Consider the following 26,008-nt stretch of genomic DNA (forward strand, 5'->3'; position numbering starts at 1 on the left):
GCGCGCGCACTCATGGATTGCCGGGGTGACAGGCCACGCGGCGGCCTGTCATCATTCGCGGCTGCATGAACCAAGATCCGCATTCCCTCACCGATCTGTTGAACCGCGCCAGGCAGGCACTGGCGGACCCGCAGGGTGCTGCATTGCCTGCTGTGTCGCCCGCCACCGAAGAGGCCGGTTGCGTGGTCTTCTTCGCCATCGGCGAAGGCGGCAGCCGGGCCCGCGTGGCATCGGGCCGGGGGGTGGACATCGAGGCGGCATGGCACGCGGCCAGCGGCGCGATCGCGGCGCTGGCCAGGCGCACCGAATACCCGGCGCAGCGCCTGCGCGCGGAGCTGGTCGATCGGGTCGAGGCCATGACCTGGGGCGCGCTCAAGGCGAAGTTGGCGCAAACCAAGCGCAACTATTTCAACCTGGGCATTGCCTTCGATGCGAAGTTCGACGTCGCGCTGCTCGCGCAGGAAATGCACGGCGGCGCGATCCTCTACAACGGCGACGTCGACCACGCCGAACCCAACACCGGCAACCTGCACCTGCACACCCAGCGCCGCTTCGGCCGCGAGATCGACTTTCCGGTGGACGACGCCGCGCCGGTCTGGTGCTTCACCACCCGGGCCGTGTACGTGGACGCCGAAGGTGCGTGGCCGATCACCGCCGAAGGGCAGGCGGCCGGCCTGCGCGCGCTGCCCGACTGGAACGCACGGCTGATCCGCGGCCTGGTCGACGACGCCAGCGACTACCTTGCCGAACAGGTCAAGCCCACGGGCGAGTTCCACTACGGCTGGTTTCCCTGTTTCGACCGCGCCATTCCCACTTACAACACACTGCGCCATGCCAGCTCCACCTACGCGATGCTGGAGGCCTGGGAGCTCACGCGCAGCGCAACGCAGAAGGCCGCCATCGACCGCTCGCTGGCCTTCCTGGCGACCAACCTCATCCGGCCGGCCAACCTGCCCGACGGCACGCGCGCGGCCTACCTGCTGGACATCGGCAGCGAGATCAAGCTCGGCGGCAGCGCGGTCTGCCTGCTCGCCTTCGTCAAGTACACCGAGCTGACCGGCGACCAGCGCTACCTGCCGCTGATGACGCAGATCGCGCTGGGCATCCGCCACATGCAAGACCCGCAGACCGGCAGCTTCGTGCACGTGCTCAATGCGCCGGGGCTCGACGTCAAGGACAAGTTCCGCGTCATCTACTACGACGGCGAGGCCGCCTTCGGCCTCATGCGCCTGTATGGCCTCACGCGCGACGCGCGCTGGCTCGCGGTGGTCGAGAAGGCCTTCGAGCATTTCATCGCCGCCGAGCACTGGCGCGCGCACGACCACTGGCTGAGCTACTGCGTCAACGAACTCACGCGCTATCGGCCCGAGACGCGCTACTACCAGTTCGGCCTGAAGAACGCGGCCGGCTACCTCGACTTCGTGCTGGAGCGCATCACCACCTTTCCGACGCTGCTCGAACTGATGATGGCCGCGCGCGACATGGTGCTGCGGCTGGAGGCCGACCCGGTGCTGCGCCCGCTGCTGGCCGAGCTCGACCGCGACAAGTTCGACCGCGCGCTGGAGTACCGCGCGCGCTACCTCGCCAACGGCCACTTCTGGCCCGAGCTGGCGATGTTCTTCCGCAACCCCGATCGCATCGCCGGCTCGTTCTTCATCAAGCACCACAGCTTTCGCGTGCGCATCGACGACGTGGAGCACTACCTCTCGGGCTACGTGGCCTACCACCGGATGCTGACCGCGCGCGAAGCGCGGCAGGCGGAACTGGCGAGCCTGCCGGCGGCAGCGCAGGCAGTGGCACCGGCGGGACCCACGGCATCCACGGGCGTGGTCGCGTGGGGCGGCGACGTGAACCTCGGGCGCCGCCAGCACTACCGCATGCGCGAGCTGGGCGGGGCGCACAAGATGCTCGGCGACATCGCCGCGCTGCGCGATGCCGACCTGCGCATCGTCAACCTCGAATGCGTGGTCGCCACCACCGGCGAGCAGGGCGTCGAGAAGGGCGAGGCCGGCCCCTACTACTACCGGGCCCGGCCCGAAATGCTCGCGGTGCTGACCGAGGCGGGCATCGGCATGGTCGCCACTGCCAACAACCACAGCGGCGACTACGGCGCCGATGCGCTCATGGAGCAGCAGGGCCTGCTGAATGCCGCGGGCATTGCCCACGCAGGCACCGGCAGCACCTTCGAAGCCGCGCTGCGCCCCGCCTTCCGGCGCGCGGGCGGCGTGCGCGTGGCGCTGTTCTCGCTCGACGCGACGCAGCCGCACTTCGCGGCCGGCGCCGAGCGCGCCGGTGCCGCGTGGCTGTCGCTCGACGACGCAGCCGCGTGGAAGGCCACCCTCGCGCCACGCATCGAAGCCGCGCGCCGCGAGGCCGACGTGGTGCTGGTGGCGGTGCACTGGGGCGCCAACCTGGAGTCCGCGCCGTCCGCGGCCGAGATCGCCGTGGGCCACGCCATCGTCGATGCGGGTGCCGACGCGGTGCTCGGCACTTCGGCGCACGTGCTGCAGGGCATCGAGACGTATCGCGGCCGGCCGATCCTGCACGACGCGGGCGACCTGCTGTTCGACTCCATCCGCAACGACTTCGCACCCTCCGGCGTGTTCTCGCTGACGCTGGGCTTGCGCGGCGTCGAGCAGGTGATGTTCACGCCGGTCGGCGTCGGTTTCGGTTTCTCGAAGCAGCTTGAAGGCGAGCAGGCGCAGGCCGCGAGCGCGCGCTTCGCCGAGCAGTGCCGCGCGCTCGGCACCGAGATGACGCCTGTGCCCGGCGGCCGTTGCGCCGTGCGCCTGTCGCCACCCGAGCGGCCGGCCTTCGCGCAGGAGATGGCGGCGCCACCGGCCGACCGCCTGCCTCCCATCGTCGGCCCCGTGCGTGCACCGCGCCCCGAATGGCTGGTCGATGCCGTGCCGGTCGATGCGCAGATGCCGCCGCTGCAGATGGGTCCGCTGCGCCTGCTCGGCCTGCGTTGCGCGCCACGGCAGATCGTCGGGCGCCGCATGCTGTGGGTCGAGTCTTTCTGGACCGTCGATGCGCCCGTGGCCGCCGACCTGCGCCTGCACTTCCGTGCCGTGCCGGCGCGCAGCACCACCATGCCGCCCTGGGGCGAAGGCATGGACCACGACCCCTGCGACTGGATGTGGCCCACCAGCCGCTGGGAGCCCGGCCGCATCTACCGCGACCGCTACGGCCTGCGCCCGCCGCGCCCCGGCCTGCTCGAAAGCGATGTGATGCGGCTCGAAGTGCGCGTGCGCGGCGACCTGCCCGATCTGCCGCCAGCGCGCCGGCTGGCCGTGTGGTGCGGCCTGCGCGTGCCGGACTTTCCCACGCCCTTGCCCGATCGCCCGGCGCCCGTGCTCGCTGCATTGCGCCCCGGTGCCGGGCCCCACCCGTCGCCACTGTGGACGGCCGAGCAACTGCAGGAGGTGACAGGCGGCCATTGGCTGGTCGCGCCACCGGCGGGCTGGTCCGTCAACTCGGTGGTGCGCGGCTCGAGCCATCTGACGATGCTGCCCGGCCCCGCGCTCTTCGTCGCCTCCGACTTCCGCACGCTGGCCGTGCACGAGGCCTACAGCAGGCCGCGCCCCGACAACTGGGACCGCCACCTCGACCTGCCCGGCCTGCAGCACGCGCTGGCCGGTGCCATCGTCGCGCATCCGGTCGAGGGGCTCGATCCGGCCTTTCCGCTGCTGCAGGTGGACGACCCGATCCGCGCCATGCTCGCGCTCGGCGCCGCCGCGCGGGCGCGCTACCAGGGCTTCGTGGTGGGCGTGACCGGCACGGTCGGCAAGTCGTCCACCATCGCCATGCTGCGCGACCTGCTGCCCGCGGCCGCGCGCGTGCGCACCACCATCGACAACTACAACTCGCGCGTCGGCGTGCCGGCCATGCTGGCCAACCTTGCGGCCGACGCCGACGTGTGCATTCTCGAAATGGCGCAGAGCGGCCTCTGGATGGAGCGCGGCCCCATCTCGCTGGTGGCGCGGCCGCACGTGGCCATCGTCACCGAGATCGGCCTGTCGCAGACCCGCCAGGCCTCGACGCTCGAACTCACGGCCGAATTCAAGTCGCGTATCTTCCTGGGCCTGGAGCCCGGCGGCGTGGCCATCGTGGCCGACCACATCCCGTGCCTGGCCCAAGTGGTGCAGGCGGCCGCGCGCACGGCCGGTGCGATCTGGGTGGTGGGCACCGGGCCCGACGCCAACGTGCGCGTGGCCGAGACCCGGCCCGAGCCCGGCGGCGGTTGCCGCGTGCGCGTCGCGGTGGCGGGGCGCACCTTCGAATACCTGTTCCCCATCGCAAGCGCGGGGCTGGTGCGCAATTCGGCGCTTGCCTTCGCGGCGCTGCTGGCCATGGGCTTCGACGGCGAGGCAGCCTGCGCGCGCATGCCGCACGTGCGCCTGCCTGCCTCGGTGATGCAGGTGCACGCGCTGCGCACGCAGGCGGGCGTGCAGGCCACGCTGATCGACGACAGCTGGAACGCCGAGGTCATGTCGATGCGCAACGCCATGGAATTCGTGCGCACCTACCAGCGCGCGGAAGCCGGGCCGGTCGTGCGCAAGATCGGCGTGCTGGGCCGCATCATCAACCTCGGCGAAGAGGCCGAGGCCATGCACCGCAGCCTGGCCGCGCCGCTGATGGCCTCGGGCATCGAGCACGTGGTGACGCACGGCGAAGAAATGCGCTGGCTGCGCGAAGAGGTGCCGGGCGAACTGCTCGGCCCGCATTTCGACAACGCCGCGCAGCTCACGGGCTACCTGGGCGGCTTCTTGCGCGACGGCGACCTGGTGCTGGTGAAGGGCGACCGCGAATGGTCCGACTTCGGCAGCATTCCCGGCCTGCTGCAACAGCTATGAACACCACGGGCGGCTTCCTGCGGCGGCCCGCCCGTGTGGCACTGGTGCTGCTCGCACTGGCGCAGGCGGCCTGCGCGCAGCGCACCGGCCCCGGCGTGCCGGCGCCGTTCGCCGCGTCGGGCGACGCCGTGCTGCACTGGAACCAGCCGGCCGTACGCGCCAACTGCCCCGACCGCGCCGGCTACCTGTGGGTGCAGCCCGTCGAAGGGCCGGCCTGCATTCGTTACTTCGCGAGTGACGACATCGAAGGCGCACGCATGGCCATCGTGCAGTTTTCCGGCGATCGCGACGGCGTGATGGACCAGGCGCCCACGCGCATTCCCGAGAACACCGAAGCGCTGCGCACGCTCGACGCGCAACGCAACCGCGACCGCGCGGGCGTGCCGTGGATCTTTGTCGCGCGGCCTGGCACCTACGGCTCGTCGGGCGACCATCGCAAGCGGCGCCAGCCGGTGGAGTTCCACGCGCTCGATGCGGCGCTCGATGCGCTCATGGCGCGCCACAAGCTGCAGCGCATCGTGATCGTCGGCCACAGCGGCGGCGCCACCGCGGGCGCCGCGCTGCTGACCATGGGCCGCACCCGCGTCGCCTGCGCGGTGCTGACCTCGGGCGCCTTCGGGCTGCTGGAGCGCGCGCGCCTGCTCGGCCGCTCGAAGGACGGCCTGACCGACACCACTGGCAGCACGCAGTTCTATGACCCGCTCGACCATGTGAACGGCATCGCGCGCGATGCCACGCGGCGCATCGTGCTGATCGGCAACCGCGACGACCAGAACACGCCCTTTGCCCTGCAGCAGCGCTTTGCCGATGCGGTGGCCAAGGCCGGGCACCACGTCGAGATGCGCACGCACGCGGCCGAGCCGCCCGAGTTCCATGACCTGAAGGACGGCATCGGCCTGCGCACCGCGTCGCTGTGTGCGCGCGAAGCGCTGTTCCCGCCACTGGACCGCAAATGAACGACAGCAGCCGCAGCCCCATCACCTCGCGCGAATACGGCCGCATGCCCGATGGCCGGGCCGTGACCGAATACACCCTCGACAACGGCCGGGGCCTGCGCCTGAGCGCCATCAACCGCGGCGGCATCGTCACCGCGCTGCACGTGTCCGACCGGCAGGGGCAGAGCGCGAACATCGTGCTGGCGCTGCCGACGCTCGCCGACTACCTGAAGCCGCATCCGCACCTGGGCACCATCGTCGGGCGCTATGCCAACCGGATCGCGGCGGGGCGCTTCGTGCTTGATGGCGTGGCGCATCAGGTGGGCCTGAACGACGGGGCCAACTCGCTGCATGGCGGCAAGGACGGTTTCGGCACGCGCTTCTGGCAGATCGAGCCGCTCGCGCCCGAACAGGCCGGCGGCGACATCGCCATCGAGCTGCGCTACGCCAGCGTCGATGGCGAAGAGGGCTACCCCGGCGAGGTGCAGCTGACGGTGCGCTACACGCTCGGCGCGGCGGCCAACACATGGCGCATCGATTACCGCGCCACGGTTGACCGGCCGACGGTGCTGAACCTGAGCCACCACGACTACTTCAACCTCGCGGGCGGCGGCTCGGTGATGGACCACCGGCTGACGATTCCCGCGAGCCGCTACTGCCCGGTGGATGCCACGCTGATCCCGCTCGGGCTGGCCGACGTGGCGGCAACGCCCTTCGACTTTCGCGAGCCGACGCGCATCGGTGCGCGCATTCGCGAAGGGCACGCGCAGCTGTTGGTCGCGCACGGCTACGACCACAACTGGGTGCTGGATCGGCACGACGTGCGCGATGGCCTGGCGCTTGCCGCGCGCCTCGAACACGAAGCCTCGGGCCGCGTGATGGAAGTGCACACCAGCGAGCCGGGCGTGCAGTTCTATTCCGGCAACTTTCTCGACGGCAGCCTCATGGGCACGGCCGGTGCGAGCCTGCGGCAGGGCGATGGCCTGTGCCTGGAAACGCAGCACTTTCCCGACTCGCCGAACCAGCCGGGCTTTCCATCGACCGTGCTGCGGCCGGGCGAAGTCTTCAGCAGCACGACCGAGCATCGCTTCAGCATTTGCTGAAGCGCGTCACGCGCTGTCGATCTAACCGGCGAACAGCGCGGCAGGCACGCCGGGGCTGCCGATGCGCACCGCGAAGAGCCCACCCGCCAATGGCTCGGCTTCTTGCTGTTCGGCCGTGAGGCCGTTGCGCGCCGTCGTGATGTACAGCGTCTGCATGTCCGCGCCACCGAAGGCGCAATCGGTGACGTTGCTCGCGGGCAGCGGAATGCGGCACAGCTCGGCCGCGCTCACCGGGTCGTGGCAGGTCACGCATGCGCCGTCCCAGTGCGCGATCCAGAGGTGGCCGGCCGCGTCGGTCGTCATGCCGTCGGGCAGCCCGTTGCCTTTGGGAAAGCGGTGCCACACGCGCCGGTTCGCGACGGTGCCCGCGTCCATGTCGAAGTCGTAGGCGTAGAGCTTGTTGAGCACCGTGTTGTTGAAGTACATGGTGCGGCCGTCGGCCGACCACGTCGGCCCGTTGGTCACCTCGAAGCCGTCGTCGTGCTTCGTGCACTGGCCGTCGGCGTCGTAGCGGTACAGCGCGCCGGTGGGCGCCTTGCAATCGAAGTCCATGCTGCCGGCCCAGAAGCGGCCGCGGGCGTCGCACTTGCCATCATTGAAGCGGTTGCCGGTGCGCTCGGGTTCGGGCTGGTGCAGGTAGCGCGGCCTGGCGCCGGCACCCGGTAGCTGCGTGGTGTCGAAGAGCGCGAAGCCACGGCGCAGCGTGAGGACGAGGCCCGGCGCGTTCGCGCGCTCCGAGATCGCGGTGATCTCTTCGTCGAACTGCCAGGCGCGGCGTGCGCCGTCGGCGGGCCGGAACCAGAACAGGCGCGGCGTGAGGATGTCGATCCAGTAGAGCGCCTGCTCGCGCACCGACCACAGCGTGCCCTCGCCCAGGTTGGCACCGGCGGCCCAGATGCATTCGGGCGCGCCTTCGACCACGGGGACCGGAAGCGGGGAAGGCGGGCTTGTCTCTTGTCTGTTCATTGGTTTTGTCTTGGTCATGTCTTCTTGACGCGGCGGATCGTATCAAGGCATATTGATAATGGAAATTAAACAATACGACATCAATTGATATTCATATTGCAATGTCAGATGCCGACCCTTCTTCCTGGAGACGTTCTGTGAATCCCCCGAAGCTCTCGATCCACCCCAGCCTGCAGGGTCGCACGGTGTTCGTCACCGGTGGCGGCAGCGGCATCGGCGCGGCCATCGTCGCCGCGTTTGCGGCGCAGGGCGCGCGCGTGGCCTTCGTCGACATTGCCGAGGGCGCCAGCGCGGCGCTCGCTCGGCAGATCGTCGAGGCCGGCCATGCGGCGCCGTGGTGGCGTGCCTGCGACGTGCGCGACATCGCCTCGCTGCAGACGGCCATCGCCGATGCGGCCGCCGAACTCGGCGACTTCGCGGTGCTGGTCAACAACGTGGCAAGCGACGACCGCCATACGCTCGAATCGGTCACGCCCGATTACTACGACAACCGCATGGCCATCAACGAACGGCCCGCGCTGTTCGCGATCCAGTCGGTGGTGCCGGGCATGCGGCGCCTCGGCTTCGGCTCGGTGGTCAACCTGGGTTCCACGGGCTGGCAGACCAAGGGCTCGGGCTACCCCTGCTACGCGATTGCCAAGTCGTCGGTCAACGGGCTCACGCGCGGGCTCGCGGTCGACCTGGGCAAGGACCGCATCCGCATCAACACCGTCTCGCCCGGCTGGGTGATGACCGAGCGGCAGGTCAAGTTGTGGCTCGACGACGAAGGCGAGCAGGCGCTCAAGCGCAACCAGTGCTTGCCCGACAAGCTGATGCCGGAAGACATCGCGCGCATGGTGCTGTTCCTTGCGTCGGACGACGCGAAGATGTGCACGGCGCAAGAGTTCACGGTGGACGCCGGTTGGACCTGAAGACGCGCCGGGCGGCTCGTCAGTCGATCTCGAGCTTGCGTCCGTAGACGCTCATGCTGGCCGTCTTCAGCGCCTTCATCATCACCTTCGCGGCCGGCGACAGCAGCCGGTCGGTGCGCGTGATGATGCCGAAGGCGTCCATGTGGCAGGGCATGTCCAGCGGCAGCAGCGACACGATGCCGTGCGATGCGTAGTAGCGCGCCACGTCGGTCGCCAGCACCGCGACCATGTCGCTCTGCTGCAGCATGCGCGTGATGAAGAGCAGGGCCGAGCTCTCGATGGTGTTGGCCGGCGGCGCCAGGCCTTCTTCCTGGAACATCAGCTCGAAGCGGTGGCGCAGCACGCTGCCGGCGGGCGGCACGATCCAGCCGGCGCCCACCACGTCGCGCAACGTGAGCCCGCTCACGCCGAGCAGCGGATGGCCGGGGCGCACCAGCGCGCACACCGGCTCTTCGCTCAGCGCCTCGTAGCGCAGCTGCGACTTGTCGTGCTCGGCGAACAGCCGCGCCACGAGGATGTCGAGCTTGCCCTGCTCGAGCCGCTCGATCAGCACCGGGCTGGTCTCGATCTCCAGCGACACGCGCAGGTCGGGCTGCTCGCGCTTGACCATCGCCACCGCGGGCGGCATCAGCGTGAGGCCGGGCGCGGTGATGGCACCCACGCTCACGTGGCCGAAGCGGCCCGCCTTGAGCGCGGTGAGTTCGTCGTGCGCCTGGTTCAGGCTGGCCAGCGCCACGCGGGCGTGGCGGATCATCGTCTCGCCGTACCAGGTGGGCCGCATGCCGCGCGGCAGGCGGTCGAACAGTGGCACCTCCAGCACATCTTCGAGGTCTTTCAGCAGCTTGGAGGCGGCGGGCTGCGTCATGTTGAGCACCTGCGCCGCGCGGTGGATGTTGCCTTCTTCGGCCAGCGCCACGAGCAGCAGCAGTTGGCGGGTCTTCAGGCGGGCGCGGATGAACCAGTGGTTGTAGTTGGTCATGGCTCTTCTCTTGTTTTTGGAAACCAAGGGCTGATCGGGTTTTCCAGAATCCGGCGATCGATATGCATTTTGTCTAAAAAACGATTGGATCGATATCGATTCTGTTCCTAGACTGCCCGCACCCCACATCCAAGAGACAAGGTCGGCGCCCGGTGATTCATGGCGAGATCCATCAGAACGTGCGGCAGTACATCAACGGCCGCTGGGAGACCAGCGCGACCACCGGTGTGAGCGCCAATCCATCGGACACCAGCGAGGTGGTTGCCGAGTACGCACGTGCCGACCGCCGCCAGGTCGAGACCGCCATCCGCGCCGCCACCGAAGCCTTTCCGCACTGGAGCCACAGCACGCCGCAGCGGCGCGCCGACGTGCTCGACCGCATCGGCGCCGAGCTGCTCGCACGCAAGGACGAGCTGGGCCTGCTGCTGGCGCGCGAGGTCGGCAAGACGCTGCCCGAAGCCGTGGCTGAAGCAGCGCGCGCGGGCCAGATCTTCAAGTTCTTCGCGGGCGAAGCCTTGCGCGGCGGCGGTGGCGAGAACGTGGCCTCGGTGCGCGCCGGCGTGCAGGTCGACGTGACGCGCGAGCCGGTCGGCGTGGTGGGCCTCATCACGCCGTGGAACACGCCCTTCGCGGTGCCGGCGTCGAAGATCGCGGCAGCGCTCGCGCATGGCAACAGCGTGGTCTTCAAGCCGGCCGAGCTGGTGCCGGCCTGCGGCTGGGCGCTGACGGACATCATCAGCCGCGCGGCCCTGCCCGCCGGCGTGTTCAACCTCGTGATGGGCAGCGGGCGCGAAGCGGGGCAGGCGCTGGTCGACAGCGCGCTGGTCGATGCACTGAGCTTCACAGGCTCGGCCGCCAACGGCGAGCGAATTTTGCAGGCGGCCACCGCACGGCGCGCCAAGGTGCAGCTGGAGATGGGCGGCAAGAACGCGCTGGTGGTGCTGGCCGATGCCGACCTCGACCGCGCCGTCGATTGCGCGGTGCAGGGCGCCTACTTTTCGAACGGCCAGCGCTGCACCGCGTCGAGCCGGCTCATCGTCGAGGCCGCCGTGCACGACGCCTTCGTCGCCAAACTTCGCCAGCGCCTGAAGACGCTGAAGATCGGCCACGCGCTGGAGCGCGGCGTCGACATCGGCCCGGTGGCCGACGAAGAACGGCTGGCGCAGAACCTCGCCTGGGTCGGGATTGCGCGCGAAGAAGGCGCCGAGCACGTGTGGGGCGGCGAAGCGCTGCAGCGCGCCACCACCGGCCACTACATGAGCCCCGCGCTCTTTCTCGCGAAGCCCGCGCACCGCATCGCGCGCGAGGAAATCTTCGGCCCGCTGGCCTGCGTGCTGCGCGCCGACGACTACGACGAAGCGCTGGCGCTGTGCAACGACACGCCCTTCGGCCTGTGCGCGGGCCTGTGCACCAACTCGCTGAAGCACGCGATGCATTTCAGGCGGCATGCCGTGGTCGGCATGACGATGGTCAATCTGCCGACCGCGGGGGTGGACTTCCACGTGCCCTTCGGCGGCCGCAAGGGGTCGGGCTACGGGCCGCGCGAACAAGGGCGCCACGCCGCGGAGTTCTACACGACGGTGAAGACCGGCTACATGCTGGCCTGACCGGACGGGGTTTCGTTCACCACACCAACAGCCAACAGCAAAGTCCTCGTGACATCAAGAAGGAGACATCCCATGACCATGAATCGTCGCACCCTTAACACCGCGCTCGCCGCCGCAGCCCTGGGCAGCATGCTGCCCGTGTCCGTCTTCGCGCAGAAGAAGCTCGTGCTGGGCTTTGCGCAGGTGGGCGCCGAGAGCGAATGGCGCACCGCCAACACCGAGTCGATCAAGTCGTCCGCCAAGGATGCCGGCATCGAGCTGAAGTTCTCCGACGCACAGCAGAAGCAGGAGAACCAGATCAAGGCCATCCGCTCCTACATTGCGCAGAAGGTCGACGTGATCGCCTTTTCGCCCGTGGTCGAGTCGGGCTGGGAGACGGTGCTGCGCGAAGCCAAGGCCGCCAAGATCCCGGTCGTGCTGACCGACCGCTCCGTCAACACCAAGGACGACTCGCTCTACGTGACCTTCATGGGCTCCGACTTCATCGAGGAAGGCCGCAAGGCCGGCCGCTGGCTGGTCGAGAAGATGAAGGACCAGAAGGGCGACGTGAACATCGTCGAGCTGCAGGGCACCGTGGGCTCGGCCCCGGCCATCGACCGCAAGAAGGGCTTCGAGGAAATCATCAAGGCCGACCCGAAGTTCAAGATCATCCGCTCGCAGACCGGCGACTTCACGCGCGCCAAGGGCAAGGAGGTGATGGAAGCCTTCCTGAAGGCCGAGGGAAAAAAGATCAACGTGCTCTTCGCGCACAACGACGACATGGCCATCGGCGCCATCCAGGCGATCGAAGAAGCGGGCCTGAAGCCCGCGAAGGACATCACCATCATCTCCATCGACGGGGTGAAGGGCGCCTTCGAAGCCATGATCGCCGGCAAGCTCAACGTGTCGGTGGAATGCAGCCCGCTGCTGGGGCCGCAGCTCATGCAAGCGGTGAAGGACATCAAGGACGGCAAGACGCTGCCCAAGCGCATCGTGACTGTCGAGAGCATCTTCCCCATGGAAGTCGCGGCCAAAGAATTTCCCAATCGCAAGTACTGAGGAGCCCCGTACATGAAACGCAACTTTCTCAAGGCCTCGCTGGTCGGCCTGGCCGTCGTGCTGGTGGGCATCGCGCCGCTGGCCTACGCGCAGGACAAGGGCCTGATCGCCATCTCGATGCCCACCAAGTCGTCGGCGCGCTGGATCGCCGACGGCGCCAACATGGTCAAGTACTTCAAGGACAAGGGCTACAAGACCGACCTGCAGTACGCCGACGACGACATCCCGAACCAGCTCGCGCAGATCGAGAACATGGTGACGAAGGGCTCGAAGGTGCTCGTCATCGCGGCCATCGACGGCACCACGCTTTCGGACGTGCTGCAGAAGGCGGCCGACAAGGGCGTGAAGGTCATCGCGTACGACCGGCTCATCAAGGGCTCGAAGAACGTCGACTACTACGCCACCTTCGACAACTTCCAGGTCGGCGTGCTGCAGGCGCAGTCGATCGAGAAGGCGCTCGACCTGAAGGGCGGCAAGGGGCCGTTCAACATCGAGCTGTTCGGCGGCTCGCCCGACGACAACAACGCCTTCTTCTTCTACAACGGTGCGATGTCGGTGCTCGACCCCTACATCAAGAGCGGCAAGCTCGTGGTGCGCAGCAAGCAGATGGGCATGGACAAGGTCGGCACGCTGCGCTGGGACGGCGCGGTGGCGCAGGCGCGCATGGACAACCTGCTGTCGGCCTACTACACCAAGGACCGCGTCGATGCGGTGCTGTCGCCTTACGACGGCCTGTCCATCGGCATCCTGTCGTCGCTCAAGGGCGTGGGCTACGGCTCGGCCTCGCAGCCGATGCCCATCGTGTCGGGGCAGGACGCCGAGGTGCCGTCGGTCAAGTCGATCCTGCGCAAGGAACAGACCTCCACCGTGTTCAAGGACACGCGCGAGCTGGCCAAGGTGACGGTGGCCATGGTCGACGCCATGCTCTCGGGCAAGACACCCGAGGTGAACGACACCAAGACCTACAACAACGGCATCAAGGTCGTGCCCTCCTACCTGCTCAAGCCGGTGAGCGTGGACGCCTCGAACTGGAAGGTGGTGCTGATCGACAGCGGCTACTACAAGGAAAGCCAGGTCAAGTGAGCGTTGCCATGGGAGCGGAAGACAACAAAGAAGGCGGCAGCGACAGCGGTGGCGGCAAGGCGCGCACGATCCTGGAGATGCGCGGCATCACCAAGACGTTTCCCGGGGTGAAAGCCCTGAGCAACGTCAACCTGGCGGTGCGCGCGGGCGAGATCCACGCGGTGGTCGGCGAGAACGGCGCGGGCAAGTCGACGCTCATGAAGGTGCTGAGCGGCGTCTACCCGTGCGACTCGTACACCGGCGACATCCACTTCGAGGGCGAGGTGCGCCGCTTCAAGGGCATCGCCGACAGCGAGAAGCTCGGCATCATCATCATCCACCAGGAGCTGGCGCTGGTGCCGCTGCTGTCGATTGCCGAGAACATCTTTTTGGGCAACGAGATCGCCAGCGGCGGCGTGATCGACTGGTTTGCCGCCTATGCGAAAACCCGCGAGCTGCTCGCCAAGGTGGGACTGAAAGAGCCGCCCACCATGCTGGTGACCGACCTGGGCGTGGGCAAGCAGCAGCTGGTCGAGATCGCCAAGGCGCTGGCCAAGGAGGTGAAGCTCTTGATCCTCGACGAGCCCACCGCCAGCCTCAACGAGAACGACAGCGACGCATTGCTGATGCTGCTGATCGAACTGCGGCGCCAGGGCATTGCGTCGATCCTCATCTCGCACAAGCTCAACGAGATCGCCAAGGTGGCCGACTCGGTCACCGTGCTGCGCGACGGCGCCACCGTCGAGACCATGGACTGCCGCACGCAGCCCATCAGCGAAGATCGCATCATCCGCGGCATGGTCGGGCGCGACATGGAGCACCGCTACCCGCAGCGCACCCCGAAGATCGGCGAGACGGTGTTCGAGGTGCGCGACTGGCACGTGCACCACGCACTGCATGCCGACCGCGAACAGATCAAGGGCGTGAGCCTGAACATGCGCCAGGGCGAGATCGTCGGCATTGCTGGCCTCATGGGCGCGGGCCGCACCGAGCTGGCGATGAGCGTGTTCGGCCGCTCCTACGGCCAGCGCATCAGCGGCACGGTGCTGATGCACGGCCAGCCGGTGGACGTGAGCACCGTGCGCAAGGCCATCGACCACGGCATCGCCTATGTGACGGAAGACCGCAAGGGCCTGGGGCTGGTGCTGGAGGAAGACATCCGCAAGAACATCAGCCTGGCGAATCTCGATGCGATTGCCGAGCGCATGGTGATCGACGACGGCCGTGAGTTCAAGGTGGCCAGCGACTACCGCAAGGCGCTCAACATCCGCTGCTCGGGCGTCGAGCAACTGGTGGTCAACCTCTCGGGAGGCAACCAGCAGAAGGTGGTGTTGAGCAAGTGGCTCTTCACCAAACCCGAACTATTGATTCTTGACGAGCCCACGCGCGGCATCGACGTGGGCGCCAAATATGAGATCTACACCATCATCGACCAGCTCGCGAGCGAGGGCAAAGGCATTCTCATGATCTCTTCGGAACTGCCGGAACTGCTCGGCATGTGCGACCGCATCTACGTGATGAACGAGGGCCGCTTCGTGGCCGAGTTCCCCGCCGCCGAGGCCTCGCAGGAACGCATCATGCATGCGATCGTGAGCGCAGGGAGCACCGTTCATGTCGCAGCCTGAAGCCAACGCGGTGAAGGCCGCCGTGCCGGTGGCGGAAGGGCCGAAGCTGCACGCGGGGTTCCTCAAGAACAACCTGCGCGAGTACGGCATGCTGATCTCGCTGGTCGCGATCATGGTGCTGTTCCAGGTGCTGACCGGCGGCACGCTGCTGCGGCCGCTGAACCTCACCAACCTGCTGCTGCAGAACAGCTACGTGGTCATCATGGCGCTGGGCATGCTGCTGGTGATCGTGGCGGGGCACATCGACCTGTCGGTGGGCTCGGTCTGCGGCTTCATCGGCGCGCTGGCGGCGGTGCTGATGGTCGAGTACGAGTGGCACTTCGTGCCGACGGCCATCGTCAGCATCGCGGCGGGTGCGCTCATCGGCGCGGCGCAGGGCTGGTTCGTGGCGTTCCGAAAGATCCCGTCGTTCATCGTCACGCTGGCCGGCATGCTGGTGTTCAAGGGGCTCACGCTGGCCTTGCTGGCGGGGCAGTCGGTGGGGCCGTTTCCGGTCGAGTTCCAGCGGCTCAGCTCGGGCTTCATTCCCGATCCGCTGGGTGGCGAGGCACTGCGCACCACTTCGCTGGTCGTCGGCGCGCTGGCCGCCGCGGCGCTGGTGTTCTTCAAGCTGCGCGGCCGCGCCAAGCTGGCGGCGCACGGCATGGAGACCGAGCCCTACGCCTTCTTCCTCGTGAAGAACCTGTTCTTTGCCGCGGTCATCCTGTTCTTCAGCTACCTGCTGTCGACCTACAAGGGCCTGCCCAACGTGCTGATCGTGATGGCGGTGCTGATCGTGGTGTACGACTTCGTCACCAATCGCACCACCATCGGCCGGCGCATCTACGCGCTGGGCGGCAACGAGAAGGCCGCGCGGCTGTCGGGCGTGAAGACGCAGCGGCTGGCCTTCCTCACCTTCGTGAACATGGGCGCGCTGGCCGCGTTGGCCGGCCTCGTGTTCGCGGCGCGGCTCAACACGGCCACGCCCAAGGCGGGCCTGGGCTTCGAGCTGGACGTGATCGCGGCCTGCTTCATCGGCGGCGCCTCGGCCTCGGGCGGCGTGGGCCGCGTGATGGGCGCGGTGATCGGCGCCTTCATCATGGGCGTGATGAACAACGGCATGTCGATCCTGGGCATCGGCATCGACTACCAGCAGGTCATCAAGGGGCTGGTGCTGCTGGCGGCGGTGTTCATCGACGTCTACAACAAGAACAAGTGATGGCTGCTGCGCATGGCTGACGACACTCTTTCGCCCGTACTGGAGCTCAAGGGCATCCACAAGCAGTTCGGCGGCATCCCGGTGCTGAACGACGTGCAGCTGAAGCTGTACCCCGGCGAGATCCATGCGCTGATGGGGCAGAACGGCGCAGGCAAGTCGACGCTCATCAAGGTGCTGACGGGCGTGCTGCCGTCGAGCGGCGGCGAGATGTTTCTCGATGGCCAGGCCATTCGCCCCGCCTCGCCGCTGGAAGCGCAGAAGCTGGGCATCAGCACCGTCTACCAGGAGGTGAACCTGTGCCCGAACCTCTCGGTGGCCGAGAACGTGTTTGCCGGGCGCTATCCACGCTGCGGCGTGGCACAGGGTTTTCGCATCGACTGGGCCGAGGTGAACCGCCGCGCCGCCGAACTGCTGGCGCGCATCGGGCTCGACATCGACGTGACGCGGCTGCTGTCGAGCTACTCGGTGGCGGTGCAGCAGATGGTGGCGATCGCGCGCGCGCTCGGTGTGTCGTCGAAGGTGCTGATCCTCGACGAACCGACATCGAGCCTCGATGACGACGAGGTGGAAAAACTGTTCGAGGTGCTCCGGCGTTTGCGCGGCGAGGGGCTGGCCATCGTCTTCGTGACGCACTTTCTCAACCAGATGTATGCGGTGTCGGACCGCATCACCGTGCTGCGCAATGGCCAGTGGGTGGGCGAGTGGCGCGCGGGCGACCTCGGGCCGCAGGCGCTGATCGCGGCGATGCTGGGGCGCGAGCTTGCGGCGCAGTCGGCACGCCCCGCTGCATTGCCTGCTTTCGATGAAGCTGCACCCGCATTGCTGCAGGCCGATGGGCTGGGGCAGGCGGGGCAGTTGCAGGCGACCGACCTGCGCGTGCGTGCCGGCGAGGTCGTCGGCATCGCGGGCCTGCTGGGTGCGGGCCGCACGGAACTCGCGCGCCTGCTGTTCGGGTTGGAGTCGCCCGACCGGGGCGAGCTCAAGATGGACGGCCGCACGGTGAGCTTCTCGAACCCGGCGGATGCGATCCGCGAGGGGCTGGCGCTGTGCCCCGAGGAACGCAAGACCGATGGCATCGTGTCGGAGCTGTCGGTGCGCGAGAACATCGCGCTCGCCTTGCAGGCGCGTCTGGGCACGCGGCGGTTTCTGTCGCACGTCGAGCAGACCGAGATGGCCGAGCGCTTCGTCAAGTCGCTCGGCATCAAGACGGCGAGTGTCGAAACGCCCATCGGCCTGCTCTCGGGTGGCAACCAGCAGAAGGCCATGATCGCGCGCTGGCTCGCGACCGAGCCGCGTTTGCTGATCCTCGATGAGCCCACGCGCGGCATCGACGTGGCGGCCAAGCAGGAGATCATGGAAGAGATCCTGCGGCTCGCGAAAGCGGGCATGGCGGTGATCTTCATCTCGTCGGAGATGAGCGAAGTGGTGCGCGTGGCGCATCGCATCGTGGTGCTGCGGGACCGGAAGAAGGTGGGCGAGCTGCCGGGTGGTTCGTCCGAGGATGAGGTGTACGAAATGATTGCCGCCGCATGACGTACCTCTTTTCTTTCTCCCTCCCCCTCTGGGGGAGGGCAGGGGTGGGGGCTGGCGGCCGCCACCGCCGCGCGGCATTCGAGGCCGCTTGCCCCCATCCCAGCCTTCCCCCAAAGGGGGAAGGAGCAAGGCAGCACACATGAACCGCCTTTCGTCTCTCATGCGCCATCGCCTCGCGTGGCCACTCATCACGCTGCTGCTTCTGCTCGCGGTCAACACTGCCTTCAACGCCAGCTTCCTCCACCTCGAATGGCGTGACGGCCATCTTTACGGCAGCCTGATCGACATCCTGAACCGCGCCGCCCCGCTGGTGCTCGTGTCGCTCGGCATGACGCTGGTGATCGCGACGCGCGGCATCGACATCTCTGTCGGCGCAGTGGTCGCGATTGCCGCAGCGCTCGCGGCATGGATGATCGGCGGCTCGGTCGCGAGCGACGTGAGCCGTTTCCCGATGTGGCTGGCGATCGTGGCCGCCATCGCCATCGCGCTGGTGTGCGGCCTGTGGAATGGCCTGCTGGTTGCCAAGGTGGGCATGCAGCCGATCATCGCGACGCTGATCCTCATGGTGGCGGGGCGCGGTATCGCGCAGCTCATTGCCGACGGCCAGATCATCACGATCTACTACAAGCCCTTCTTCTTCCTCGGCAGCGGCTACCTGCTGGGCCTGCCGTTCTCGCTGTTCATCGTGGCGGCGGTGTTCGTGCTGCTGTACCTCGCGATCACGCGCACGGCGCTCGGTTTGTTCATCCAGGCCGTGGGCATCAACCCGACGGCGGCACGCGTGGCCGGGGTGCAGGCGCGGCGGTTGGTGGTCGGGGCCTATGCGTTCTGCGGCGCGTGCGCCGGCGTGGCGGGCCTACTGATCAGTTCCAACGTGAAGAGCGCGGACGGCAACAACGCGGGGCAACTGATCGAGCTTGATGCGATCCTTGCCGTCACGCTGGGCGGCACGGCATTGACCGGCGGGCGCTTCAGCCTCGTGGGCAGCGTGATCGGCGCGCTCATCATCCAGACCCTGACCTATGCGATCTATTCGCTGGGCGTGCCGCCGGAGATCAACCTCGTGGTGAAGGCGGGCGTGGTGTTCGCGGTAATGCTGCTGCAGTCGCCGGAGTTCCGGGCGCAGGTGCGCACGCTGGTGAAGCGGCCGGCGCATGAAGGGGGACGGGCATGAGCGCGGTGATGGACGCGGCACCCTCGCCCCAACCCTCTCCCGCGCGCGGGAGAGGGAGCAGGAAGGGGCTCAACCCGAAGTACCTGCCGCTGGTGGCGACGGTCTCACTGTTCGTGCTGGTCGCCACGCTGGGCTCGGTCTTCTACGACGGCTTCTTCTCCGCGCAGGTGTTCCTCAACCTGCTGATCGACAACGCCTTCCTCATCGTCGTGGCCGTGGGCATGACCTTCGTGATCCTTTCGGGCGGCATCGACCTGTCCGTCGGCTCGGTGATCGCGTTGACCACCATGGTCTCGGCCTCGCTGGTCGAAAACCACGGCTGGAGCCCGGCCATCGTGATTCCGCTGGTGCTGCTCATGGGCACGGCCTTCGGCGCGTTCATGGGGCTGCTGATCGAGCGCTTCCGGCTGCAGCCCTTCATCGTCACGCTGGCGGGCATGTTCCTGGCCCGTGGCCTGTGCTATCTCATCAGCATCGATTCGATCAGCATCACCAACGCGTTCTACTCCGAGGTCTCGCAGATCCGCATTCCGATCTGGGGCGAGGCTTCGGTGTCGATCAGCGCGGTGATCGCCGTCGTGGTGCTGCTCGCGGCGGTGTTCATCGCGCACTGCACCCCCTTCGGCCGCGCGGTGTACGCCATCGGCGGCAGCGAGCAGTCGGCGATGCTGATGGGCCTGCCGGTGCGCCGCACGCTCATCGGCGTGTACACGCTGTCGGGCTTCTGCTCGGCGCTGGCGGGCGTGATCTTCACCTTCTACATGCTCTCGGGCTACGGCCTGCATGCGATGGGGCTGGAGCTCGATGCGATTGCGGCAGTGGTGATCGGCGGCACGCTGCTCACGGGCGGCGTGGGCTATGTGGCGGGCACGCTGTTCGGCGTGCTGATGCTCGGGATCATCCAGACGCTGATCTCGTTCGACGGCACGCTCAGTTCGTGGTGGACGCGCATCGTCGTCGGCGCGCTGCTGTTCGTGTTCTGCCTGCTGCAGCGCTTCTTCACTTCGCGCGCACCCCGGCGCTGACTTTCTCTTTTCTTTCCCAGGACACCTCGCATGCCGGATACCCCTCCGAAGAAACTGCGCTCGACCGAATGGTTCGGCTCGGCCGACAAGAACGGCTTCATGTACCGAAGCTGGATGAAGAACCAGGGCATTCCCGACCACGAGTTCGACGGCCGGCCGATCATCGGCATCTGCAACACCTGGTCGGAGCTGACGCCGTGCAACGCGCACTTTCGCAAGATCGCCGAGCACGTCAAGCGCGGCATCTCGGAGGCGGGCGGCTTTCCGGTGGAGTTTCCGGTGTTCTCGAACGGCGAGTCGAACCTGCGGCCCACCGCGATGCTCACGCGCAACCTCGCGAGCATGGACGTGGAAGAGGCCATTCGCGGCAACCCGGTCGATGCGGTGGTGCTGCTCACGGGCTGCGACAAGACCACGCCCGCGCTGCTGATGGGCGCCGCGAGCTGCGACATCCCGGCCATCGTGGTCACGGGCGGGCCGATGCTGAACGGCAAGCTCGACGGCAAGGACATCGGCTCGGGCACGGCCGTGTGGCAACTGCACGAATCGCTGAAGGCGGGCGAGATCAACCTGCACCAGTTCCTCTCGGCCGAAGGCGGCATGTCGCGGTCGGCGGGCACTTGCAACACGATGGGCACGGCCTCGACCATGGCCTGCATGGCCGAGGCGCTGGGCACTTCGCTGCCGCACAACGCGGCGATTCCTGCAGTGGATGCGCGGCGCTACGTGCTCGCGCAGATGTCGGGCATGCGTGCGGTGCAGATGGCAAAAGAAGGGCTCACGCTGTCGAAGATCCTCACGCGCGAGGCTTTCGAGAACGCCATTCGCGTGAACGCGGCCATCGGCGGATCGACCAATGCGGTGATTCACCTGAAGGCGATCGCGGGGCGCATCGGTATCGAGCTCGAGCTGGAAGACTGGACGCGCATCGGCAGCCACACACCCACCATCGTCGACCTGATGCCCTCGGGCCGCTTCCTGATGGAGGAGTTCTATTACGCCGGCGGCCTGCCCGCCGTGCTGCGCCGCCTCGGCGAAAACGGGCTGCTGCCGCACCCCGGTGCACTCACCGTCAACGGCCATTCGATCTGGGACAACGTGCGCGAGGCGCCGAGCCTGAACGACGAGGTGATCCGCCCGTTGAGCAATCCGCTGATCGCAGATGGCGGCATCCGCATCCTGCGCGGCAACCTTTCGCCGCGCGGCGCGGTGCTCAAGCCCTCGGCCGCAACGCCCGCGCTGCTCAAGCACCGTGGCCGTGCGGTGGTGTTCGAGAACCTGGAGCACTACAAGGAGCGCATCGTCGATGAAGACCTCGACATCGATGCGAGCTCGGTGATGGTGCTCAAGAACTGCGGCCCCAAGGGCTACCCCGGCATGGCCGAGGTGGGCAACATGGGGTTGCCGCCGAAGCTGCTGCGCCAGGGCGTGAAGGACATGGTGCGCATCTCGGATGCACGCATGAGCGGCACGGCCTACGGCACGGTGGTGCTGCACGTCGCGCCTGAAGCGGCCGATGGCGGCCCGCTCGCGGCGGTGCGCGACGGCGACTGGATCGAGCTCGATTGCGATGCGGGGCGGCTGCACCTGGACATCAGCGATGAAGAGCTCGCGTCACGCCTGGCATCGCTGAGCGCAAGCGATGCGCAGCCCATGAGCACGCGCGGCGGCGGCTACCAGAAGCTGTACGTCAACCATGTGCTGCAGGCCGACGAAGGCTGTGACTTCGACTTTCTCGTCGGCTGCCGCGGCGCGGCCGTTCCTCGCCATTCCCACTGATGACTGATTCATTGAAGCCATGACTCCCAGATACCGCGGCATCTTCCCGGTGGTGCCGACCACCTTCACCGAACGGGGCGCGCTCGACATCGAGAGCCAGAAGCGTTGTGTCGATTTCATGATCGACGCGGGCTCTGACGGGCTGTGCATCCTCGCGAATTTCTCGGAGCAGTTCGTGCTGTCCGATGATGAACGCGAGGTGCTGACGCGCAGCATCCTCGAACACGTCAAGGGCCGCGTGCCGGTGATCGTGACGACCACGCACTACAGCACCAAGGTCTGCGCCGAACGCAGCCGCCGCGCGCAGGACATGGGCGCGGCAATGCTGATGGTGATGCCGCCGTACCACGGCGCGACCTTTCGCGTACCCGAGCCGCAGATCTACGAGTTCTATGCGCGGCTGTCGGACGCGGTGGGCATCCCCATCATGATCCAGGATGCACCGGCCAGTGGCACGGTGCTGTCGGCGCCATTCCTTGCGCGCATGGCCAGGGAGATCGAGCATGTCGCGTATTTCAAGATCGAAACGGCGGGCGCGGCCGCGAAGCTGCGCGAGCTGATCCGCCTGGGCGGCGATGCCATCGAAGGCCCGTGGGACGGCGAAGAGGCCATCACGCTGATGCCCGACCTCGATGCGGGTGCGACCGGCTCGATGACCGGCGGCGGCTACCCGGATGGCATCCGCCCGATCATCGAAGCGCACCGCGCGGGCGACCGCGACAAGGCCTTTGCGCTCTACCAGCAGTGGCTGCCGCTCATCAACTACGAGAACCGGCAGGCCGGCCTTCTGGCCTGCAAGTCGCTCATGAAGGAGGGCGGCGTGATCGCTTGCGAGGCGCCACGGCATCCGCTGCCGGCGATGCACCCCGAGACGCGCGCCGGCCTGATCGAGACGGCGAAGCGGCTCGACCCGATGGTGTTGCGCTGGGGCCGCTAGCCTTGCCGGCTTTCTCGACGAAGTAGGGCGCGACGATCTCGCCCAGCCAGTCCATCACGGCCAGCACGCGCGGCGCGAGCTGGCGGCGGTTGGCGTACAGCAGCGACACCGGCATCGGGCGTGCGTCGAACTCCGGCATCACGCGCACGAGCGCGCCCGAGGCGAGGCTTGTCGCCATGCCCGCGACCGGCGCCTGGATCAGGCCCAGGCCGGCGAGCGCGGCGGCCTGGTAGGCCTCGGTGCCGTTCACCGTGATGGTGGCGCGCACGGGGTGCATCTTGTAGAGGCCGTCGGCGGGGTCCAGGTATTCCCAGCCGGCGTTGGAAGAAAGCGTTTGCGCGAAGTGCACGACGCGGTGCTGCGCAAGGTCGTCCAGCGTGCGGGGTGTGCCGTGCGCGCGCAGATAGTCGGGGCTCGCGGCGTTGGCCATCTGCATGGCGCCCAGCGGCCGCGCCACCAGGTCCGAGTCGCCGAGCATGCCCACGCGCAGCACGCAGTCGAAGCCCTCGTGCACGAGGTCGACACGGCGGTCGGTGGTGCTGATGCCGATTTCGAGCGCCGGATGCCGCGCAAGAAATTCGGGCAGGCGCGGAATGACGAGGTCGCGCGCCACCACGTTCGGCAGGTCGATGCGCAGCCGTCCCGTGAGGCCGCTGGCGTGCGTGCGGAACATGGTGGCGAGCTGTTCGCCTTCGGCCAGGTAGTCCTTGCAGCGGTCGAGAAAGCGTTCGCCGTCTTCGGTGAGGCGCACGCTGCGCGTGGTGCGCTGCAAGAGCCGTGTGCCGAGCCGTTCTTCGAGTTGCTGCACGGCCACCGACACCCGTGCGCGGGTCAGCCCGAGCTGGTCGGCGGCGCGGCTGAAGCTCGCGAGTTCGGCCACCCTGGAAAAGATGCGGAGTTCATCGGCGTTCATGGCGGTGGATTGTTATTTTTTCAAATAACAGTGTGCAGCGTTTCGAGGGATTTATCTGCATGCCGGTAATTTTTAAAGTCCAGCCATCGATTCACCGATCAACCGATCAACCACCAAGGACTTTGAAATGACCGCTTCCCGCACTCCCCAACCCTCCCGCATCGCACTCATCACCGGCGGTGGCCGCGGCCTCGGCCGCAGCGCCGCGCTGGCGCTTGCCGCCGACGGTGTCGACGTGATCCTGACCTACGTGTCGAACGAAGCCAGCGCGCACGCGGTGGTGTCCGAGATCGAGGCGAAGGGGCGCCGCGCCGTCGCGTTGCGGCTCGACGTGGGCGACAGCAAGACCTTTCCCGCGTTCGCGGATTCAGTGAAGGCGGCGCTGGCGGCCACGTGGCAGCGCGAGCGCTTCGACTTCCTGGTGAACAACGCGGGCGTGGGCCTGCACGTGAATTTCGAGGACACGACCGAAGCGCAGTTCGACACGCTCTTCAACGTCCACTTCAAGGGCCCGTACTTCCTCACGCAGAAGCTGTTGCCGCTGATCAACGACGGCGGGCGCATCGTCAACCTGTCGTCGGGGCTGACCCGCTTCGCGATGACCGGCGCGTCCGCCTATGCCGCGATGAAGGGCGCGGTGGAAACACTCACGCGCTACCTGGCCAAGGAGCTGGGCGCGCGGGGCATTGCAGTGAACACGATTGCGCCGGGTGCGATCGAAACCGACTTCAGCGGTGGCATGGTGCGCGACAACCCGCAAGTGAACGCGATGGTCGCGGGCTTCACCGCGCTCGGTCGCGCGGGCCGGCCCGACGACGTCGGTGGCGCCATCGCGAGTTTGCTCAGGGAGGGCAATGGCTGGGTCAACGCCCAGCGCATCGAGGTGTCGGGCGGGATGTTCGTCTGAACATCCGGTGCGCGCCCGACGGGCGTTCAGCTCTTTTCGAGCTCGGTGACTTGCAGGGACAGGTCGAACAGCTTGGACTTGCTGGCGTAGTAGCGGTCGAGCCGCCATTCCTTCAGGATGTCCATCGCGAGCTGGAAGCTCTTGTAGTCGAGGTTGTAGAGCGTGATCAGCTCGAAGCTGCGTTCGGATTCGAGCGCCAACACGAGCTGGGCCAGGATCTTGGCCGATTCGTTGGCCGGGTCCGTTTCTATGAATCGGCGAGCGACCTTGATGGCATTCATGGGGGAGGGTTCCTCGGTAGGCAGGGAGCGAGAACTATAGCTAGCACCGTCTCACCTTTTATGACAGTCTTGTGACAATCGAGGCTATCAATGCGGGTTTTCCCTGGGCCGCCGCCTGTTTCGGGGGCAGCGGCTTTTTTTCTCGCGGACCGGCCTGGCGAGCGGCCCCGTCCCGTCAGCGCATGGGCGCGGGGGCCCGGCCCGGCGCCGGCACCATGGTCGTGGTGACCGATTCGCGGATCACGCCGCCGCCCATCACGCTGCCGTCGACCCGGCTGTCGGTGTTGCCCATGCTGCCGAGCACGCGGGCCTCGCAGGCGGAGCGGTCCGACGGCGGTTGCAGGTTGCAGCGGGCCAGTGCATTGGCGCGGTAGTCGGGGGCGCTGGTCAGGCCGCCACGGGCCGCGGCCTGACGGGCGGCGCCGGCTTCGCGGATGCAGGCGGCACGGTCTTGCTGGTTGTGGCCGCAGACCGCGAGTTCCCGCTGGTAGGTGCTGTCGGACTCCCCGCGCCGCGGCGTGGCCGCCGAGGCGATGGTGGTGGCCGCCAGCCCGCTGATGGCCAGCAGGGCGAAGATCATCGAACGCGCGTTGCTTGTCATGGATGGCTCCTTGAAGTGACGGGTAAAGACCTGGATGTGTTGGACATGCCGTGCATGGCCGGGTTCATTCAATCAACGTGCGGGCTGCACGGGCTGAGCCGGCAGGGGCGTGACGGTTTCGCGCAGGATGCCGCCGCCCATCACGCTGCCTTCGACGGTGGTGTGCGAGCCGCCCTTGACGCGGGCCTCGCACCCGGCCTGGTCGCCGGCCGGTTGCTCGTGGCAGCGCGTGAGTGCGTTGATGTCTTCGCGCCCGGCGCTGGGGCTGGTGAGGCCGTTGCGGCCTGCTTCCTGGCGCGCCGCGCGGGCTTCACGCAGGCACGAGGCCCGGTCTTGCTGCACGCCGTCGCAACTGGCGCGTTCCTTCTGCATCCGTGCGTCGGGTGCCTGGGCATTGGCCATGGGCGCCCCGAGGACGAAGAACCCTCCGGCCGCAATGAGGGCGGCGGCGGACAGGACGGAACGAACTCTTGTTGTCATGCGGACTCCTTGGTTGGGCCGCGTCCTCCGTGTGGGAAGTGCGCGACCGGAGCCACAGTGTGATGCCGCCGGGAGCGGTGGGCCTGTGGGACAGCCGC

Annotated in this window: 20 protein-coding genes and 1 pseudogene; 15 read left to right on the top strand and 6 right to left on the bottom strand. The window is 67.6% G+C overall.

All coding sequences use genetic code 11. The features are described 5' to 3' along the window. Nucleotides 1–65 precede the first annotated feature (65 nt). Genes BLQ28_RS23545 through BLQ28_RS23555 form a run of 3 tightly spaced genes read left to right on the top strand, consistent with a single transcriptional unit; the run spans nucleotide 66 to nucleotide 6,894 of the window. Entirely contained in the window at nucleotides 66–4,856 is a 4,791-nt protein-coding gene (locus BLQ28_RS23545) for a CapA family protein (RefSeq protein ID WP_093245179.1), read from the top strand. Next, the gene (locus BLQ28_RS23550) at nucleotides 4,853–5,812 is read left to right on the top strand and encodes an alpha/beta hydrolase family protein (RefSeq protein ID WP_093245182.1); all 960 of its coding nucleotides are present in this window, start codon (nucleotides 4,853–4,855) and stop codon (nucleotides 5,810–5,812) included. The genes BLQ28_RS23545 and BLQ28_RS23550 overlap by 4 nt, the downstream gene beginning before the upstream one ends. After that, nucleotides 5,809–6,894, top strand: a complete 1,086-nt coding sequence (locus BLQ28_RS23555; RefSeq protein ID WP_093245185.1) for an aldose epimerase family protein — start codon at nucleotides 5,809–5,811, stop codon at nucleotides 6,892–6,894. Before BLQ28_RS23550 ends, BLQ28_RS23555 begins: the two co-directional genes overlap by 4 nt. Nucleotides 6,895–6,915: 21 nt before the next feature. Here BLQ28_RS23555 and BLQ28_RS23560 read toward each other — a convergent pair whose 3' ends face one another. Further along, a complete protein-coding gene (locus BLQ28_RS23560) occupies nucleotides 6,916–7,860 on the bottom strand; it encodes an SMP-30/gluconolactonase/LRE family protein (protein WP_176801207.1) in 945 nt (314 codons plus the stop codon). A gap of 101 nt (nucleotides 7,861–7,961) precedes the next feature. On the opposite strand from BLQ28_RS23560, the gene BLQ28_RS23565 reads away from it, so the two are divergent. Beyond that, nucleotides 7,962–8,771, top strand: a complete 810-nt coding sequence (locus BLQ28_RS23565; protein ID WP_093245191.1) for an SDR family NAD(P)-dependent oxidoreductase — start codon at nucleotides 7,962–7,964, stop codon at nucleotides 8,769–8,771. 19 nt (nucleotides 8,772–8,790) lie between these two features. On the opposite strand, the gene BLQ28_RS23570 is transcribed toward BLQ28_RS23565, so the two are convergent. Beyond that, nucleotides 8,791–9,750, bottom strand: a complete 960-nt coding sequence (locus BLQ28_RS23570; RefSeq protein ID WP_093245194.1) for a LysR family transcriptional regulator — start codon at nucleotides 9,748–9,750, stop codon at nucleotides 8,791–8,793. Between the two features lie 152 nt (nucleotides 9,751–9,902). Here BLQ28_RS23570 and BLQ28_RS23575 point away from each other — a divergent pair, with 152 nt between their 5' ends. From BLQ28_RS23575 to BLQ28_RS23620, 10 genes are all read left to right on the top strand, one after another. Continuing rightward, nucleotides 9,903–11,357 carry an aldehyde dehydrogenase family protein gene (locus tag BLQ28_RS23575; protein ID WP_093245196.1) on the top strand — a complete coding sequence of 485 codons (1,455 nt, stop codon included), beginning with the start codon at nucleotides 9,903–9,905 and terminating at the stop codon, nucleotides 11,355–11,357. Between the two features lie 72 nt (nucleotides 11,358–11,429). Beyond that, on the top strand, nucleotides 11,430–12,395 hold the full coding sequence (locus tag BLQ28_RS23580) for an ABC transporter substrate-binding protein (RefSeq protein WP_093245199.1): 966 nt from the start codon (nucleotides 11,430–11,432) through the stop codon (nucleotides 12,393–12,395). Nucleotides 12,396–12,407: 12 nt separating this feature from the next. Next, the gene (chvE, locus tag BLQ28_RS23585) at nucleotides 12,408–13,478 is read left to right on the top strand and encodes a multiple monosaccharide ABC transporter substrate-binding protein (RefSeq protein WP_093245202.1); all 1,071 of its coding nucleotides are present in this window, start codon (nucleotides 12,408–12,410) and stop codon (nucleotides 13,476–13,478) included. Nucleotides 13,479–13,486: 8 nt separating this feature from the next. After that, complete coding sequence (mmsA, locus tag BLQ28_RS23590) at nucleotides 13,487–15,082, top strand: multiple monosaccharide ABC transporter ATP-binding protein (RefSeq protein WP_093245205.1); 1,596 nt, start codon at nucleotides 13,487–13,489, stop codon at nucleotides 15,080–15,082. Continuing rightward, nucleotides 15,069–16,280, top strand: coding sequence for a multiple monosaccharide ABC transporter permease (gene mmsB / locus BLQ28_RS23595; RefSeq protein ID WP_093245208.1), 1,212 nt, complete (start codon nucleotides 15,069–15,071; stop codon nucleotides 16,278–16,280). Before mmsA ends, mmsB begins: the two co-directional genes overlap by 14 nt. Before the next feature lie 12 nt (nucleotides 16,281–16,292). Continuing rightward, a complete protein-coding gene (locus BLQ28_RS23600) occupies nucleotides 16,293–17,813 on the top strand; it encodes a sugar ABC transporter ATP-binding protein (protein WP_093245211.1) in 1,521 nt (506 codons plus the stop codon). Between the two features lie 139 nt (nucleotides 17,814–17,952). Continuing rightward, a complete protein-coding gene (locus BLQ28_RS23605; RefSeq protein ID WP_093245214.1) occupies nucleotides 17,953–18,987 on the top strand; it encodes an ABC transporter permease in 1,035 nt (344 codons plus the stop codon). Further along, nucleotides 18,984–20,012: a galactofuranose ABC transporter, permease protein YjfF gene (gene yjfF, locus BLQ28_RS23610; protein WP_093245216.1), complete on the top strand. Its 1,029-nt coding sequence runs from the start codon at nucleotides 18,984–18,986 to the stop codon at nucleotides 20,010–20,012. The genes BLQ28_RS23605 and yjfF overlap by 4 nt, the downstream gene beginning before the upstream one ends. Before the next feature lie 30 nt (nucleotides 20,013–20,042). Beyond that, a complete protein-coding gene (locus BLQ28_RS23615; RefSeq protein ID WP_093245219.1) occupies nucleotides 20,043–21,791 on the top strand; it encodes an IlvD/Edd family dehydratase in 1,749 nt (582 codons plus the stop codon). A gap of 19 nt (nucleotides 21,792–21,810) precedes the next feature. Beyond that, nucleotides 21,811–22,728, top strand: a complete 918-nt coding sequence (locus BLQ28_RS23620; RefSeq protein WP_093245222.1) for a dihydrodipicolinate synthase family protein — start codon at nucleotides 21,811–21,813, stop codon at nucleotides 22,726–22,728. Between the two features lie 49 nt (nucleotides 22,729–22,777). Here BLQ28_RS23620 and BLQ28_RS23625 read toward each other — a convergent pair. Beyond that, nucleotides 22,778–23,641: pseudogene (locus tag BLQ28_RS23625) on the bottom strand (LysR family transcriptional regulator); the annotation flags it as partial. 127 nt (nucleotides 23,642–23,768) lie between these two features. Between BLQ28_RS23625 and BLQ28_RS23630 the strand changes: the two are divergent. Next, on the top strand, nucleotides 23,769–24,548 hold the full coding sequence (locus tag BLQ28_RS23630) for an SDR family NAD(P)-dependent oxidoreductase (RefSeq protein WP_093245225.1): 780 nt from the start codon (nucleotides 23,769–23,771) through the stop codon (nucleotides 24,546–24,548). A 26-nt stretch (nucleotides 24,549–24,574) separates the two neighbouring features. Here BLQ28_RS23630 and BLQ28_RS23635 read toward each other — a convergent pair whose 3' ends face one another. The 3 genes from BLQ28_RS23635 to BLQ28_RS23645 all read right to left on the bottom strand — a co-directional run bounded on the left by BLQ28_RS23635 (nucleotide 24,575) and on the right by BLQ28_RS23645 (nucleotide 25,910). Then, a complete protein-coding gene (locus BLQ28_RS23635; RefSeq protein ID WP_093245227.1) occupies nucleotides 24,575–24,829 on the bottom strand; it encodes a hypothetical protein in 255 nt (84 codons plus the stop codon). Nucleotides 24,830–25,004: 175 nt separating this feature from the next. Next, a complete protein-coding gene (locus BLQ28_RS23640) occupies nucleotides 25,005–25,430 on the bottom strand; it encodes a hypothetical protein (RefSeq protein ID WP_093245230.1) in 426 nt (141 codons plus the stop codon). Nucleotides 25,431–25,502: 72 nt separating this feature from the next. Next, entirely contained in the window at nucleotides 25,503–25,910 is a 408-nt protein-coding gene (locus BLQ28_RS23645) for a hypothetical protein (protein ID WP_093245233.1), read from the bottom strand. Between the last annotated feature and the right edge of the window lie 98 nt (nucleotides 25,911–26,008).

Origin of the sequence: Variovorax sp. EL159, assembly GCF_900100965.1 — a bacterium.
Taxonomy (GTDB): domain Bacteria; phylum Pseudomonadota; class Gammaproteobacteria; order Burkholderiales; family Burkholderiaceae_C; genus Variovorax.

Bases quoted from the DNA above. Each gene is read 5' to 3' on its own strand.
- BLQ28_RS23545 (WP_093245179.1), top strand. From the start codon at position 66: ATGAACCAAGATCCGCATTCCCTCACCGATCTGTTGAACCGCGCCAGG.
- BLQ28_RS23550 (WP_093245182.1), top strand. From the start codon at position 4,853: ATGAACACCACGGGCGGCTTCCTGCGGCGGCCCGCCCGTGTGGCACTG.
- BLQ28_RS23555 (WP_093245185.1), top strand. From the start codon at position 5,809: ATGAACGACAGCAGCCGCAGCCCCATCACCTCGCGCGAATACGGCCGC.
- BLQ28_RS23560 (WP_176801207.1), bottom strand. From the start codon at position 7,860: ATGAACAGACAAGAGACAAGCCCGCCTTCCCCGCTTCCGGTCCCCGTG.
- BLQ28_RS23565 (WP_093245191.1), top strand. From the start codon at position 7,962: ATGTCAGATGCCGACCCTTCTTCCTGGAGACGTTCTGTGAATCCCCCG.
- BLQ28_RS23570 (WP_093245194.1), bottom strand. From the start codon at position 9,750: ATGACCAACTACAACCACTGGTTCATCCGCGCCCGCCTGAAGACCCGC.
- BLQ28_RS23580 (WP_093245199.1), top strand. From the start codon at position 11,430: ATGACCATGAATCGTCGCACCCTTAACACCGCGCTCGCCGCCGCAGCC.
- chvE (WP_093245202.1), top strand. From the start codon at position 12,408: ATGAAACGCAACTTTCTCAAGGCCTCGCTGGTCGGCCTGGCCGTCGTG.
- mmsA (WP_093245205.1), top strand. From the start codon at position 13,487: ATGGGAGCGGAAGACAACAAAGAAGGCGGCAGCGACAGCGGTGGCGGC.
- mmsB (WP_093245208.1), top strand. From the start codon at position 15,069: ATGTCGCAGCCTGAAGCCAACGCGGTGAAGGCCGCCGTGCCGGTGGCG.
- BLQ28_RS23600 (WP_093245211.1), top strand. From the start codon at position 16,293: ATGGCTGACGACACTCTTTCGCCCGTACTGGAGCTCAAGGGCATCCAC.
- BLQ28_RS23605 (WP_093245214.1), top strand. From the start codon at position 17,953: ATGAACCGCCTTTCGTCTCTCATGCGCCATCGCCTCGCGTGGCCACTC.
- yjfF (WP_093245216.1), top strand. From the start codon at position 18,984: ATGAGCGCGGTGATGGACGCGGCACCCTCGCCCCAACCCTCTCCCGCG.
- BLQ28_RS23615 (WP_093245219.1), top strand. From the start codon at position 20,043: ATGCCGGATACCCCTCCGAAGAAACTGCGCTCGACCGAATGGTTCGGC.
- BLQ28_RS23620 (WP_093245222.1), top strand. From the start codon at position 21,811: ATGACTCCCAGATACCGCGGCATCTTCCCGGTGGTGCCGACCACCTTC.
- BLQ28_RS23630 (WP_093245225.1), top strand. From the start codon at position 23,769: ATGACCGCTTCCCGCACTCCCCAACCCTCCCGCATCGCACTCATCACC.
- BLQ28_RS23635 (WP_093245227.1), bottom strand. From the start codon at position 24,829: ATGAATGCCATCAAGGTCGCTCGCCGATTCATAGAAACGGACCCGGCC.
- BLQ28_RS23640 (WP_093245230.1), bottom strand. From the start codon at position 25,430: ATGACAAGCAACGCGCGTTCGATGATCTTCGCCCTGCTGGCCATCAGC.
- BLQ28_RS23645 (WP_093245233.1), bottom strand. From the start codon at position 25,910: ATGACAACAAGAGTTCGTTCCGTCCTGTCCGCCGCCGCCCTCATTGCG.